16 protein-coding genes are annotated in these 12,882 nt (G+C 72.9%); 8 read left to right on the forward strand and 8 right to left on the reverse strand.

Going from position 1 to position 12,882, the window contains the following annotated elements:
* Positions 1-35: 35 nt before the first annotated feature.
* Positions 36-713: a CDP-alcohol phosphatidyltransferase family protein gene (locus ACFHW1_RS10575; RefSeq protein ID WP_416551609.1), complete on the forward strand. Its 678-nt coding sequence runs from the start codon at positions 36-38 to the stop codon at positions 711-713.
* Between the two features lie 53 nt (positions 714-766).
* Here the strand turns inward: ACFHW1_RS10575 and ACFHW1_RS10580 are convergent, their stop codons facing one another.
* From ACFHW1_RS10580 to ACFHW1_RS10605, 6 genes are read right to left on the reverse strand one after another with little or no spacing between them, the layout of a single operon-like run.
* Complete coding sequence (locus ACFHW1_RS10580; RefSeq protein WP_416615310.1) at positions 767-2,302, reverse strand: phytoene desaturase family protein; 1,536 nt, start codon at positions 2,300-2,302, stop codon at positions 767-769.
* Positions 2,303-2,329: 27 nt separating this feature from the next.
* Positions 2,330-3,502 carry a glycosyltransferase gene (locus tag ACFHW1_RS10585; RefSeq protein ID WP_416551613.1) on the reverse strand — a complete coding sequence of 391 codons (1,173 nt, stop codon included), beginning with the start codon at positions 3,500-3,502 and terminating at the stop codon, positions 2,330-2,332.
* Entirely contained in the window at positions 3,499-4,299 is an 801-nt protein-coding gene (locus tag ACFHW1_RS10590) for a carotenoid biosynthesis protein (protein ID WP_416551615.1), read from the reverse strand. The genes ACFHW1_RS10585 and ACFHW1_RS10590 overlap by 4 nt, the downstream gene beginning before the upstream one ends.
* On the reverse strand, positions 4,296-4,898 hold the full coding sequence (locus ACFHW1_RS10595) for a GNAT family N-acetyltransferase (protein WP_416551617.1): 603 nt from the start codon (positions 4,896-4,898) through the stop codon (positions 4,296-4,298). Before ACFHW1_RS10595 ends, ACFHW1_RS10590 begins: the two co-directional genes overlap by 4 nt.
* Before the next feature lie 13 nt (positions 4,899-4,911).
* A complete protein-coding gene (locus ACFHW1_RS10600) occupies positions 4,912-5,691 on the reverse strand; it encodes a monooxygenase (protein WP_416551619.1) in 780 nt (259 codons plus the stop codon).
* Complete coding sequence (locus tag ACFHW1_RS10605; protein WP_416551621.1) at positions 5,688-6,176, reverse strand: YbaK/EbsC family protein; 489 nt, start codon at positions 6,174-6,176, stop codon at positions 5,688-5,690. The genes ACFHW1_RS10600 and ACFHW1_RS10605 overlap by 4 nt, the downstream gene beginning before the upstream one ends.
* 107 nt (positions 6,177-6,283) lie before the next feature.
* Here ACFHW1_RS10605 and ACFHW1_RS10610 point away from each other — a divergent pair, with 107 nt between their 5' ends.
* From ACFHW1_RS10610 to ACFHW1_RS10630, 5 genes are all read left to right on the forward strand, one after another.
* Positions 6,284-6,766 (forward strand): NUDIX domain-containing protein, encoded by a 483-nt coding sequence (locus tag ACFHW1_RS10610; protein ID WP_416551623.1) that lies wholly within the window; start codon positions 6,284-6,286, stop codon positions 6,764-6,766.
* 259 nt (positions 6,767-7,025) lie between these two features.
* A complete protein-coding gene (locus ACFHW1_RS10615) occupies positions 7,026-7,631 on the forward strand; it encodes a hypothetical protein (RefSeq protein ID WP_416551625.1) in 606 nt (201 codons plus the stop codon).
* A gap of 47 nt (positions 7,632-7,678) precedes the next feature.
* Positions 7,679-8,221, forward strand: a complete 543-nt coding sequence (locus tag ACFHW1_RS10620) for a GNAT family N-acetyltransferase (protein WP_416551627.1) — start codon at positions 7,679-7,681, stop codon at positions 8,219-8,221.
* Positions 8,222-8,316: 95 nt separating this feature from the next.
* Positions 8,317-9,099 (forward strand): helix-turn-helix domain-containing protein, encoded by a 783-nt coding sequence (locus tag ACFHW1_RS10625; RefSeq protein ID WP_416567563.1) that lies wholly within the window; start codon positions 8,317-8,319, stop codon positions 9,097-9,099.
* A complete protein-coding gene (locus ACFHW1_RS10630; protein WP_281550693.1) occupies positions 9,096-9,293 on the forward strand; it encodes a DUF397 domain-containing protein in 198 nt (65 codons plus the stop codon). Before ACFHW1_RS10625 ends, ACFHW1_RS10630 begins: the two co-directional genes overlap by 4 nt.
* A gap of 29 nt (positions 9,294-9,322) precedes the next feature.
* On the opposite strand, the gene ACFHW1_RS10635 is transcribed toward ACFHW1_RS10630, so the two are convergent.
* Both ACFHW1_RS10635 and ACFHW1_RS10640 read right to left on the reverse strand, forming a co-directional pair.
* Positions 9,323-10,207, reverse strand: coding sequence for a diacylglycerol/lipid kinase family protein (locus ACFHW1_RS10635; RefSeq protein ID WP_416551631.1), 885 nt, complete (start codon positions 10,205-10,207; stop codon positions 9,323-9,325).
* A gap of 10 nt (positions 10,208-10,217) precedes the next feature.
* On the reverse strand, positions 10,218-11,255 hold the full coding sequence (locus tag ACFHW1_RS10640) for an EamA family transporter (protein WP_416589628.1): 1,038 nt from the start codon (positions 11,253-11,255) through the stop codon (positions 10,218-10,220).
* 221 nt (positions 11,256-11,476) lie between these two features.
* Here ACFHW1_RS10640 and ACFHW1_RS10645 point away from each other — a divergent pair, with 221 nt between their 5' ends.
* Both ACFHW1_RS10645 and ACFHW1_RS10650 read left to right on the forward strand, forming a co-directional pair.
* Entirely contained in the window at positions 11,477-11,806 is a 330-nt protein-coding gene (locus ACFHW1_RS10645; RefSeq protein WP_416567571.1) for an ATP-binding cassette domain-containing protein, read from the forward strand.
* Between the two features lie 275 nt (positions 11,807-12,081).
* Positions 12,082-12,699 carry a C39 family peptidase gene (locus tag ACFHW1_RS10650; RefSeq protein WP_416551637.1) on the forward strand — a complete coding sequence of 206 codons (618 nt, stop codon included), beginning with the start codon at positions 12,082-12,084 and terminating at the stop codon, positions 12,697-12,699.
* Positions 12,700-12,882 lie beyond the last annotated feature (183 nt).

Genomic DNA, 12,882 nt, shown 5'->3' on the forward strand with positions numbered 1-12,882 from the left:
CGCCACCCGGGCCGTCCCGCAGCGGTTGAGCTGTCGTGGAGACCCGGCTCAACTGGCAGGACTACGCCGTCACCTGGGCACGGCTGCACGGCGGTTTCGACCCTCGTACCGCCACCCCGGTGGTGCGTTACTGGCTGCGCGCCGCGCACGCCGTCGCCGACCTGCTCGGCCGGGCCAAGATCGGCCCGACCACGGTCACCGTCGCCGGGGTGCTGCTCTGCCTCGGGGTGCCGGTGCTCGCCCCGCGCGGCGGTCCCGGCCTGCTCGCCGCCGGCGGCCTGGTGCTGCTGGCCGCAGTCGCCGACACCGTCGACGGTGCGTTGGCCGTGGTCACCGGCCGGACCACCCGGCTCGGCTACGTCTACGATTCGCTCGCCGACCGGGCGGGCGAGGCGTTCTGGCTGCTCGGTTTCTGGCTGGCCGGCGCCGCCGGCCCGCTGGTCGTCGCCGCCGGCACACTGTCCTGGCTGCACGAGTACCTGCGGGCCCGGGCGGCGGCAGCCGGCATGCGGGAGATCGGCGCGGTGACGGTCGGGGAGCGACCGACCCGGGTCAGCATCGCCCTGGTCGGCCTGCTGCTGGCCGGTGCCGCCGCGCTGATCGCGCCGGACCTCGCCGCCGGGGTGCTCACCCTGGCCACCGCGGTCTGGGTGCTGCTCGGCCTGTTCGGGCTCAGCCAACTGTTCACCGCGGTCCGCCGCGCCCTGGCCTGACCCGGTCCGCCGACCCGGCCGCACCGGCTTGGCTCCGCCCTCCGAGCCCGGGGCTACCGGCCGGCCGGGCCGATCCGGTCGGCGACGATCTGCGCCGACAGGGTCACCATCGGCAGCCCGCCACCGGGATGCACCGACCCGCCGACCAGAAACAGTCCGGCCGCCGGTGCCCGGTTCGCCGGCCGCAGCAGCCCGCCGGCCGTACCGTAGATCGACCCGCCCGGCGTGCCGGTCGCCGCGGCCAGGTCCGCCGGTGTGCGTACCTCGCGGAACAGCAGCCGGTCCCGTACGTCCACCCCCCGGTCGGCCAGCACCCGCAGCACCTGATCGGCGTACGCGTCGGCCAGACCCGGCCGGCGCCAGTCCACCCCGGCCAGCGACAGGTCCTGCCGGGCCGCGTTGACCAGCACGAACCACGCCTCGTGGCCGTCCGGCCGGGCCGCCGGATCGTCGGCGACCGTCACGAAGATCGTCGGATCGGTGGCCGGCCGGGCCGGCCGACCCCGCCCCGGATCACCGAACACCGCGTCGAACTCGGCGTCGTAGTCGCGCGGGAAGAACACCGTGTGGTGGGCCAGCTGCGGGGTCCGGCCGCGTACCCCGAGCAGCAGCACGAAGCCGCCGAGGCTGCGGTCGGTCAGCCGGGCCAGCCGCCGGGCGTGCGGCAGCAGCTCCCGGTAGACCCGCGACGCGTCCACGTTGGCCACCACCACGTCGGCCGGCACCGGACGGGCCTCACCGGCCACCCGTACGCCGTGCACTCGGCCGCCGGCGGCGTCGATCGCGGTGACCGTCGACCCGGTGCGCACCACCACGCCCAGGTCCAGGCAGCGGGACAGCAGCGCGTCGGCCAGCGCCCCCAGCCCGCCCCGTACATACCAGCCGCCGAAGGTCAACTCGGCGTACGGCACGGCGAGCAGCGCCGCCGGCGCCCGCCGCGGGTCCGCGCCGGTGTAGGTGGCGTAACGCTCCAGCAGGGTCCGCAGCCGCGGGTCGCGGACCTCGCGGCGCAGCACCCCGCGCAGGCTGCGGCCGGGCGCGACCGCGGCCAGGTCGCCGAGCCGGTACGCCATCCGCGCCATCGCCAGCGGCGAGCCGACCTCCCGGCGCAGCACGTCCCGCCAGGAGGAGTCCCAGATCCGCCGGGCCCGCCGCCATACCCGCTGCCAGTCGTCGGTGGCCTCGTCACCGAAGGCCACCGCGATCCGTTCGGCGAACGCCGCCGGGTCGGCGCACGAGTCGAGCCAGCACGAGTCGAGCCAGCGCGGGCCGAGCCGTTCGGCCGGCCTGACGGGCCCGGCCGGGAACCGGTGCCGCACGATCGGATCCAGCTCGACCAGATCCAGCACCTTCTCCAGCGGCTCGCCGGTGCCGTCGAACAGGTCGGCGAAGACCTGCGGCAGGGTCAGCAGACTCGGCCCGGTGTCGAAGGTGAACGCGCCGTCCGGGGCCTGCCGGGTCCAGCGGGCCAGTTTCCCGCCGACGGTGTCGGCCTGTTCGATGACGGTGACGTCGTGCCCGCCGTGGGCCAGCCGGATCGCGGCGGCCAACCCGCCGACCCCGGCGCCGATCACCACCACCCGGCTCATCGGTACTCCTCCTCGCAGCAGTATCGGTCACGGCAGGGCCACCGGGCGGCCGCGCCAGGCGAGGCGCCGCCGCTTGCGCAGATAGTAGGACCGGATCACGAGCCAGCCGAGCAGCGCGACCGAGACCGGATGTGCCAATCCGTCCGGCATCGCCCGGCCGCCGGTGGCCCGGGCGGTGAGCGCCCGCCCGGTCACCCCGAGCCCGTACCCGGCGGCACTGGCCGCGACCAGCACCGCCGCCGCTGGACCGGCGCCGGCTGCCAGCCCGGCCAGCCCGACGACGCCGAGCACCGGCGGGGCCGCGTACAACATCAACAGTCCGGCCACGACGGCGGCCGCGCCGGTCGGCGACGGCAGCGACGCCCACAGCGACTTGCTGTAGCCGGCGGACAGCTCCCGCCAGGACCCGTACATCCGGCAGGTCGCCAACGCCGAACCGTCGGCCAGGGCGATCCGCCCGCCGGCCTGCTTCACCGCACGGGCCAGCCCGATGTCCTCCAGCACCTGGTCCCGCACGGCGGCGTGCCCGCCGGCCCGCCGGTACGCGTCCCGGTCGACCAGCAGGAACTGCCCGCCGGCGGCGGCCAGCGAGGTACGCGGCGAACATTCCATCGCGCGCAGCGGCAGGAACGTCAACCAGCTCCACTGCAGCAGCGGCTGCACCAGCCGCTCGCCGACCGACCCGGCGACGATCCGCGGGTACGGGCTGAGCAGCTGTGCCGGCACCGACCGCAGGGCGCCGATGGCGGCGGCCACCGCTTCAGGGGCGAGGACCACGTCGGCGTCCACGAAGACCAGTACCCCGGCCGGTGCGGCGGGGACCGCGTCGGCGAGCTGCTGGCAGGCGTGCGGTTTGCCGAGCCAGCCGGCCGGCAGCGGCGCGCCGGTGATCAGCCGCACCCGGGGGTCGTCGCCGGCCACCTCGCCGGCCACCTCGGCGGTGCCGTCGGTCGACCCGTCGTCGAGCACCAGGATCCGCCAGTCGGTCAGCTGCCGTTGGGCGAGCAGCGCCCGCAGGCACGGCACCACCCGGTCGGCCTCGTCACGCAGTGGCAGCAGGATCGACACCGGCTCGGTCACCAGGGCCGCCGGGCCGGGCCGGCGCAGCCAGCGCAGCGTGTTGACCAGCGTCGCCGCGGTCAGCGCCAGCAGCACCGCGACGATGCCGAGCGCACCCACCGCCACCGTCCACCAGGTCATGACGCCTGCCGTGGCGGGCGTCCAGCAGGTCCGGTCGCCCGTCGCGAGCGAATCAGCGTCACCGCGAACGGCACCGCCACCAGCCCCATGCCGAGCCCACCCCAGCCGGCCGAGGCGGGCAGTCCGAGGAACACCGCGTGGGCGAGCAGACTCGACGCGTACGTCCACAGATACAGCGCGTACATCGGGGCGTCCACCGGCCCGTCGGCCCGTCGGGCGCCGACCCCGGCGGTGAGCCGCAGTAGCGTCATCATCACCGCCGCCACGGCCAGCCAGCCCAGGTAGTTGCCGACCGGGACGTCCGGCACCCCGGGCAGCGCCGGGTCGGTGTCCAGCCAGGTCCAGTGGCCCTCGGTGACCATCTGCGGGTCGAGGAAGAGATCCCAGGCGGCCAGCGCGACCGCCCCGACGGCGATCCGGGCCACCGTCGGGCGGACCAGCCGCACCGCGACCAGCCACGCCGGCCAGGCCATCCAGGTCCAGGCCAGCGGGATGACCACCGGTACGCCGAGCAGCTTCGGCCCGAGCGTGCCGGCGTAGTCGTAGCCGCCGAACGGGACCCCGGTCGCCACCCCACAGGCTTCGACCGCCAGCCCGCCGCCGGTGGTGACCAGCACCAGCGCGGCGGCGGCCGGCCCCCGGGTCAGCCACGCGTGGCCCACCGACAGGACGAAGCCGATCACCACTGTGGCGACGGTCAACCCGGCCCGGGTGCCGCCGCCGGTCAGCGGGTAGCCGATCTGGGCCAGCACCAGCAGCGCCAACAACGCCCAGGGCAGCACCCGCCGTGCGTTCATGACCGCTGCGGTGCCGGGTCCGTCGACGGCCCGGCCCCCGCAGCCGGTGCGGCCTGCGGGTGGGGCAGCGGCAGGGTACGGCCGAGGACCGCGAAGGCCCGTTCGTCGCCGGGGAAGTGAAAGTTGCGAAGTACGTCGACGTAGCCGAATCGCCGGTACAGTCGCCAGGCCCGGGACCGCTGCTCGTCGGCCTCCGGGGTGGACAGCAGGGTGGTCGCGCCGGCGGCCATCCCGAGCAGGGTACGCAGCTGGTGTGCGCCGAGCCCGTGCCCCTGTGCCTGCGGGTGCACGTGCAGCTCCACCACTTCGAAGCAGTCGGTGAGCCAGGTGCTGCGGGCGGGTTTCGGCAGCGCGCCGCGTACCTGGTCGTGCCACCACTGCCCGGCGGCCGACCGGTAGCCGTAGCCGAACCCGGCGAGCGCGCCTTCAGCGGTGAGGGTGGCGACCGCCCGGAATCCGGGGCGCCGTACGTGGGTGGCGATGTAGCCGCGGCGTACCTCCAGCAGCTCGGCGCGGTAGTTCATCGCCTCGCCGTACACGCTGACCACGTCGTCGAGCCGCCGCAGCAGGTCGTCCGGCAGCCACGGCACCAGCCTCATCGGGGTCCGCCTCTCATCCGCCGCCAGCACCGCATGTCCCATCCTCGTCCTCTCCGGCCCGGTCCTTTCCGGCCCAGCCCAGCACGGCCCGGTCGCCGGTGACATCGAGCACCTCGAACCGGGCGAAGAGCTCTTCCGCGTACCACTGTGTCACCGGGGTCCGGGTGATGGCCGCCCGGTGCTGCGGGTGACGGTACGCGAACCGGGTCAGATCCGCCGTGTCCCGCCACACGCTGACCGTGCCCTGCCAGCCGAGCGGTGCCTCGCCGACGCCGAACCGGCAGTGCAGCCCGTCGGCGTCAGCCAGGGCGGCGGCGACCGGCGGCACCGCCCGCCAGAAGGTGACCGCCTTCGCCGGCCGCAGCCGCGCCCGGGTCAACGCCAGCACCGGACGCCCGGCACCGCCCGGCCCGCCGCCCGGCTCGCCGAACGGGGCGACGCCGGACCAGCGGCCCCGGCTGTGCAACGGCCGCAGGTCGACGCGGACCCGCGCGTCGGCGACCCGCAACCACGACCGCCCGACCGGCAAGGTGTCGAACCCGGCCGCCGTCGCCGGGTCGTCCCACACCACCAACGCCGCCCACCGGGTCGGGTCGACGTCGGTGGGCCCGAATCCGGTGCCGGTTCCGGTGCCAAGCAGCTTGGCGAACCGTACGCCGTCGACGCGCCGCAGCCGGCGGGCGTCGACGGCCATCCGGGCCAGCACGCGCGGCAGCCGTCGCCGAGGGACCCGCCAGACGTGCAGCGTGACCAGCGCGGGCACCGTGGCTGCATGGTCGGCGGGGTCGTTCACGCCACCTCGGCGGCGGTGCCGGCGGTGATCCGTAGCAGTTCGGCGTAGGTGGTCGGGAAGACCGCCCGGGGTACGCCGCCGGCCGCCCAGATCTCCGGGTACTGCTCCAGGGCCACGTCGACCAGGGCGCGGACCGGCTTGGGGTGGCCCAGCGGGGCGACCCCGCCGATCGGCTGCCCGGTGTGTTCCCGGACGAACCCCGGGGTGGCCCGGCGCAGTGCGTCGACGCCGAGGTCGGCGGCGACCTTCGCGGTGTCCACCCGGTGCGCGCCCGAGGTGAGCACCAGCAGCGGCTCACCGTCCGCGTCGAAGATCAACGAATTGGCGATCTGCCCAACCTCGATGTCGAGGGCGGCGGCCGCCGCAGCGGCGGTGTGCACCGCGTCGGGCAGCAGCCGCACCCGGCAGCTGGCGCCGGAGCCGTCCCGGGCGTCGGTGGCGTTCAGCGCGTCCTGCACCGCCTGCACGTTCGGATGTGTCTGCATGACCTCTATCTTGCTCGTGACCCGGATCGTGCCGCCGCCGGATTATTTACACCCTATTTGGGAGGGTTATTCTCCTGGTAGCGGATCTAGCGCGGAGGAATGCGAGCATGACTGCCCACCGGCTTCGAGTGGCCGCCTACGCGGTCTGTGCCGACCAGGGGCAGCTGCTGCTGGCCCGCTACGTCTCGCCGGGCGGCTCCCGCCGGCACTGGACACTGCCCGGCGGCAAGGTCGAACACGCCGAGGACCCGGTTGACGCGGTGGTCCGCGAGGTGGCCGAGGAGACCGGCTACCAGGTCGAGGTGGAGTCACTGCTCGGCGTCGACTCCCGTACCGTGCCCGCGCAGCGCCGGCTGCCCGGCCGCAGCGAACGGCACAACCTGGGGGTCTTCTACCGGGTACGGGTCGTCGGCGGAGCGCTGCGGCCCGAGGTCGGCGGCTCCACCGACCTGGCACAGTGGGTGCCGCTGTCGCAGGTGCCGCAGCTGACCCGGGCGGTGATCGTCGACGTCGGACTGGAGCTCGACCGCACCCGCCCGCCGAGCGGCCACGTCATCCCGGTCCCGGTACGCGGCCTGCTCCGCCACTGAACGCGGCCGTTCACCCGCCGCACCTGCCCCGCACACCGGCTCACCCGCCCCGCTCCGGCCTGCCTGTCCGCTGTGCTCCGTCTGCACGCCTGCCCGCTGCGGCACGAGCCGAACGCCAGATACCTGATCGACGCCGGAACAGGTCTCTGGTGTTCGGCTCATGCTGCCGGCCGGTGCTCCGAACCCGAAACGGTCACGCTGCGTGCGCTGTGCAGCGGCCATTACCTGACCGGGTCGGCGTTGCGACTAGCCTGGTCCGATGACGGCGGAGGGGCGGCTCATCGATCTCGACCGGTCGACCGGCGCGACGGCGCCCGGGGCACCGGCTGGCGACGCGGCGCGGCGACGCTTTCGCGGACCGGGCCGGCTGGTCGGTATGCTGCTGGCCGGGGTGGCCGTGGGCGGTCTCGGTGGCTGGCTGCTCAATGACTACCAGCACCAGCGGGCTGCCGCGGACACCGCTGGATCGGTGGTGGCGTTCGCCGGCGAGGTGTGGAGCGCAGCCGACGGGCAGCTGAACGCCAAAGTGACCGTGGTCAACACCGGAACGCAGCGGATCACCGTACGGGTCCTCGACACGGAGTCTCCTGGCCTGGCAGTGGCCGACACGGGCGCGCAGGCCCGCGTGCGCCCTGGAGGAGTGGGCTCCGTCGACGTGCGGGTCACCTTCGACTGCGACACGATCATGCACCGGTTGGCGACACCACTGCCGATGCGGTTCTCGGCGACCACCGACGCCGGCCGTACCGTGGAGGTCACCTATCCGATGGCGGTCACCGGGCGCTGGCTGCAGGGCACCGGCTTGTCCTGCCGGGAGGGGCTGGTCAGCGGCGGCCGTACGGTGATCCTCCTGCCCGGCCGGTGACCGGGCTCGACGATCTCGGCGTGCGGCACTGGCGCTACAGTGCCTCCATGGCGGAGTTGACCACGCCGCGGCTGGTGCTGCGGCACTGGCGCGGGTCCGACCTGGAGCCGTGGGTGGCGATGAACGCCGACCCTCAGGTGCGGGAGTTCTTCCCGGGCCTGGCGACCCGCGAGCAGAGCGCCACCACCATGTCCCGCTGCCAGGCTGGCTTGGAGCAGCGTGGCTGGGGCTGGTGGGCGGTCGAGGTGGCGGCGACCGGCGAGTTCATCGGCATGACCGGCCTGAGCCCGGTGGAGGCCAACATGCCGTTCGGCGGGGTCGAGGTCGGCTGGCGGCTGCGCCGCGACGCATGGGGCAACGGGTACGCGACCGAAGCGGCCCGCGCCTGCCTGGCGTACGGCTTCGACACCCTCGGCCTGCCGGAGATCGTCGCGTTGACCGCCGTCGGCAACCTGCGCTCGCAGGCGGTGATGCGGCGGATCGGGATGACCCGTGACCCCGCCGGCGACTTCGACCACCCGAACGTGCCCGACGGCCCGGTGCGCCGCCACGCGCTCTTCCGGATTCAGGTCCCGCCGCGCGCATACTGATCACGATGGCCGCGCCTCGGTCGAACCGACCGGCTGCCCTTTCGAGAACTCCACAGCGTGTTGATTCGATCATTCTTTCCTGATCGGATCGGCTGGTGGATGTCGACATGTGGATCAAGGCATTCAAAGCGGCCAGGGCGGCGGCGGATGTCTCGCAGGATCAGCTTGCTCCAAAAATCAACTACAGTGCCTCCACCATCGCGGCGGTGGAGACGGGGCGGCGCCGGCCGACGATGACTTTGGCTGCGGGTGCTGACGAAGCCTTGGATACCGGCGGTCTTCTCGCCGAGATGCTGGATCTGATCAACAAGAAGCAAGCGCCGAGCTGGTTTGCGTCATGGCGCGCGATCGAGGACCGCGCGGTCAAGCTGCGGATGTACGAGCCGTTGCTGGTGCCGGGACTGCTGCAGACGGAGGAATACGCGCGTGCGGTTTTCACCGGCACCGGCCTGTACACCGCAGACGGGGTCGAGGATCAGGTGGCCATGCGGTTGGATCGCCAACGGCTGCTCGCCAGGGAGAAGCCACCGGTGTTGGTCGCCGTGGTCGACGAAGGGGCGCTGCGCCGGATCGTCGGCGACACGGTTGTACAGCGCGAGCAGCTCAACTATCTGCTTACGCTGATGAACGAGCGGCGGATCAAGCTGTACGTGGTGCCGCTCAGCGCTGGGGCGTATGCTGGCATGTCCGGTGGATTCGTCATCGGTACCCTGCCCGAGGGCGACGACGTGGTGCATGTGGACGGGGTCTTCGGGCATCCCGTGGACCATCCGAGCGGTGTGGAGCAGGTGGTGCGGATCTGGGACAGTCTGCTGACCGAGGCGCTTCCCGAGCCTACATCACGTGAGCTGATCGAAGGTCTGGTGAAGGAACTATGAGCGGTACGAGTGTGACACCACGATGGCGTACCTCGACCCGGTCCGGCAACGGCGGCAACACCTGTGTCGAGGTCGCCGACAATCTCCCTGGCCGGGTACTGGTCCGCGACAGCAAGGACGTCACCGGCCCGTTGCTCGCCTTCGGCCCGGCCGCCTGGTCGGCCTTCGTGACCGGGCTGACCGTAACCCGCTGAGCCCGTCAGGCCGTCTCCCTCAGACGGAATTAGGCCGGGACGCAGACGGTGATCGCGGCGGGGACCACCCGTACCTTCATCTTTTTGGCCTGACCCCGGGCGCCGCCGTCGAGTTCGTACGTCATCGGCTCGGCCAGCCGGATGTCGACCCGCCGGGCCCGGGTCATCCGGACGAACGGGGAGCGCTCCGAGCGCCCGACCGCCATCCGACCCAGCGTGCGCGCCCACTCGGCCGCCCCCTGCGCGGTGGTCACCCCGACCTCCAGCCAGCCGTCGTCGGGCCGGGCATCGTCGAAGGCGTGGATGCCGCCGGTGATCCGGCCGACGTTGCCGACCAGGACGCAACTGGCCGACTCGTCGAACCAGGTGGTGCCGTCGACCTTGATCCGGATCCGGGGCGTGCCGCCGCCGACGTGACGCAGTCCGGTCCAGACGTACGCGAGTTTGCCGGCCCGGTCCTTCAGGTCCCGGTCGGCGTCGCGGATCAGCCGCCCGTCGAAACCGGCCCCGGCCATCACCGCGAAATGCTCGCCGTTGACCCTGCCCAGGTCGAGCCGGCGCCGTTCGCCCTGGAAGCCGATCCGGACCGCCTCGCCGAGGTCCTCCGGTACGCCGATGTTGCCCGCCAGCAGGTTCGCCGTGCCGGCCGGGATGATCGCCACGGTGGCATCGCGGCCGGCCAGCGCGTCCAGACAGCGTTGCACCATCCCGTCGCCGCCCCACACGAAGACCAGCTCGGCGCCCCGCTCGACGGCCCGGCGGGCCTTCTTCGGTGCCTTGCGGCTCTTCGGCACCTCGTACCAGTCGATGTCCTCGGCGCCGTGCCCGGCGATCGCCGCGCGCAACTCGTCGAGGCCGCCGCCGAGGGTCTTCTTGCGGTGCGCGACGACGGCGACCCGTTTCGGTGCACTCATACCGCTGTTCCTACCCGCCGCCGCCCGCCACTACGCCAGCCGCCGGCGGCCGGCCGCCCGGCAGCTGCGGTCCGGGGGGCAGCGGCCCGTCGGGTGCCGGCGGTACGGCGGGCGGCGCGCCGGTGCCGGTCCGGGCGGTCTCGGCCAACGCCACCCCGGTCAGCACCAACGCGCCGCCGGCCAGCTGCACCAGGGTCAACGCCTCACCCGAGCCCAGCACCACCCAGGCCACCGTGGCGGCGAACACCGGCTCGACCATGCCGACGATGCCGACGCTGGTCGCCGGCAGGTGCCGCAACGCGCCGGTGATCATCAGGTACGGCACGATCGAGCCGAGGACCACCACGTAGCAGCAGAGCAACGCGACCGGCATCCCGCCCTCGGTACGGGTGAGCAGCGGCTGCCAGCCGTCCAGGCCGGCGGTGGCGGCGCGGACGATCAGCCCGGCGATCGCCGACGCGCCGAACGCCCAGGTGGTCAGGGACAGGGTGTCGCGGTCCTGGACGCCCCGCGCACCGATCAGGAAGTACGCGGCGAGCATCACGGCCGCGCCCAACCCGGCGGCCACCCCCAGCGGGTCGAGGGTCAGCCCGCCCCACACCTGCGCCACGCAGGCCAGCCCGAGCAGGCTCAGCGCCAGCCCGGCCCACAGCCGGGACCGCACCTGCTGGCGTTGCACGGCCCAGGCCCAGACCGCCACCATCAGCGGGGCGGTGTACTCGAACAGCAGCGCGATGCCGACGGGCAGCCGGGAGATGGCCACGAAGTAGAGCATCGGGACCAGGAAGAAACCGGTTAGCCCGTACGCGACGAGCAGCGGAACCTCGCGGCGGCGCAGCCGCGCCCGGCGGGCACCGGGCCGCAGCACGACGCTGAGCACCAGGAGCCCGGTGAAGGCGCCGACCGCCCGCAGCACGGTCAGTTGCGGGGCGTCCAGCCCGGCCCGCAGCACCAGCTTGGAAACGGTGCCGTTGATCGCGAACAGGGCGCTGGCCCCGACCACCATGGCCAGGCCGAGCACCGGTCGACGGGCGTACGCAGTCGTCACGGCGGTGAGGCTACCGTCGCCGCTGTCAGTGCCGTACCCGATATCGGCCCTTACCGCATGGTGGTCCGCCGGCCGGAAATCATAGTGGTCCACCGGCCGGAGGTTCGGTGGGCGGCGACGCACGGGTACGGCACCATCCGGGCCTGGCCTCCATCGAAGCTGATGGCTTGACCAAACGGTTCCGCCGACCGGTGAAGGCCCGGGTCTGCGTGGCGCGCTGACTGCGGGGCGAGGCGGGTGAGGCGGTGGCGTACGTCGGGCCGAACGGCGCAGGCAAGTCGACAACGGTGAAACTGCTCGCCGGCATCCTGGTGCCGAGCGCCGGGCAGGTCCGGGGTCCGGGCGTTCCTGCGGGACCTGCCGTGAAGGCCCGCGCCGGGAGGGCCGCCGGGCACGAGCAGTGCCTTTTCGTGTGGACGCAGGACACCGATGGGGCGTCAGGCACCGTTTGCGAGGTTCGGTGCGGCGCGGTGGGCGGGTGGCTGAGGTGCTGGGCGCGGGGGAACATCGGGCGGTCGGGTGGCGTTGGATCCCGGCGTTGGACCGAGTAGGCGAGTGGCCCGCCTGGTCCGTCTGGTCTGTCGCCCGGCGTGGGTACGGCCGGATCTGCGACCCCGCCGGGTGCGGAATGCCGGGCGCTCCCGGGTGGTTGTATCCGGTGCGCCGGTGAGACCGCCCCCTGCCTGGGCCGGCGGGTGTGCGCGGGTCGTCGGGCGTTTCTGGTCTTGGTTTCTGGTGCGTGTTCTGTTCTGTCCCGTTCGTGACCGGTCATCGACCTGGTGGGTCTGGTGTCTGGTTCATTTCCCCTCGGAACGGAGATTCTGCTATGAACACGATTTTCCGTCGTTCTCTGTTGTCGGTTGCTGGTGTGTTGACCGCTGGTGGTGTGGTGGCCGCTCCTGCGGTGGCGCAGGGCGTTGGTCCGGGTGCCGCTGATGGTGGTGTGCGTGAGGTGGCGGTGGAGTACGAGGCGCAGCCGAATTTCTACTACTGCGGTCCGGCGGCGACGCGGATCGCGTTGACGGCGCAGGGTCATGCTCCGTCGCAGGACGAGGTGGCGGGCAAGCTGGGGACGACCGAGGCCGGTACCGATTCGGCTGAGGAGACGACCCGGGTGCTCAACGAGGTGATCGGTGAGGCCGAGTACGAGACGGTGTCGATCGGTGCGGCCGCGGCGAAGCCGGAGCACGTGGAGAAGCTGCGGGCGGATGTGCGGGAGGCGGTGGACGACGACCGGGCCGTGGTGGCGAACATCATGGGTACGGCGTCGGACGTCGACGGGGTGGCGCATTCGTACGAGGGTGGGCACTACCTGACGGTGACGGGTTACCGCGACGGTGGTGACACGGTGAAGATCGCCGACCCGTACTTCGAGGGCCAGGAGTACTGGATGGATCTTGAGGTGCTGGCTGACTGGACCGCCAAGCGCGGCTACTCCGCCTGACCGGTGACATCCCTGGTGGCCGGGTTCCCGTACGGGAACCCGGCCACCAGCGTCTGTGCGGGCGTTACCGCACGGGGTACCTAACCGTTGCAGCCGGACGGACTCGCCTGGTCCGCTGCGGCGGACGAGCCAGGCTTCGGTGATGTGCGTGAACATCGCCGCCGTGGCGCCTTCCGGGTCGTG

This window comes from Micromonospora sp. LOL_014 (assembly GCF_048060245.1).
Lineage (GTDB): Bacteria > Actinomycetota > Actinomycetes > Mycobacteriales > Micromonosporaceae > Micromonospora_E.

Excerpts from the sequence above, each read along its gene's own strand:
- ACFHW1_RS10590 (WP_416551615.1), bottom strand. The coding sequence starts at position 4,299 with ATGAACGCACGGCGGGTGCTGCCCTGGGCGTTGTTGGCGCTGCTGGTG.
- ACFHW1_RS10620 (WP_416551627.1), top strand. The coding sequence starts at position 7,679 with ATGGCGGAGTTGACCACGCCGCGGCTGGTGCTGCGGCACTGGCGCGGG.
- ACFHW1_RS10605 (WP_416551621.1), bottom strand. The coding sequence starts at position 6,176 with ATGCAGACACATCCGAACGTGCAGGCGGTGCAGGACGCGCTGAACGCC.
- ACFHW1_RS10635 (WP_416551631.1), bottom strand. The coding sequence starts at position 10,207 with ATGAGTGCACCGAAACGGGTCGCCGTCGTCGCGCACCGCAAGAAGACC.
- ACFHW1_RS10580 (WP_416615310.1), bottom strand. The coding sequence starts at position 2,302 with ATGAGCCGGGTGGTGGTGATCGGCGCCGGGGTCGGCGGGTTGGCCGCC.
- ACFHW1_RS10615 (WP_416551625.1), top strand. The coding sequence starts at position 7,026 with ATGACGGCGGAGGGGCGGCTCATCGATCTCGACCGGTCGACCGGCGCG.
- ACFHW1_RS10595 (WP_416551617.1), bottom strand. The coding sequence starts at position 4,898 with ATGAGGCTGGTGCCGTGGCTGCCGGACGACCTGCTGCGGCGGCTCGAC.
- ACFHW1_RS10585 (WP_416551613.1), bottom strand. The coding sequence starts at position 3,502 with ATGACCTGGTGGACGGTGGCGGTGGGTGCGCTCGGCATCGTCGCGGTG.
- ACFHW1_RS10630 (WP_281550693.1), top strand. The coding sequence starts at position 9,096 with ATGAGCGGTACGAGTGTGACACCACGATGGCGTACCTCGACCCGGTCC.
- ACFHW1_RS10610 (WP_416551623.1), top strand. The coding sequence starts at position 6,284 with ATGACTGCCCACCGGCTTCGAGTGGCCGCCTACGCGGTCTGTGCCGAC.
- ACFHW1_RS10650 (WP_416551637.1), top strand. The coding sequence starts at position 12,082 with ATGAACACGATTTTCCGTCGTTCTCTGTTGTCGGTTGCTGGTGTGTTG.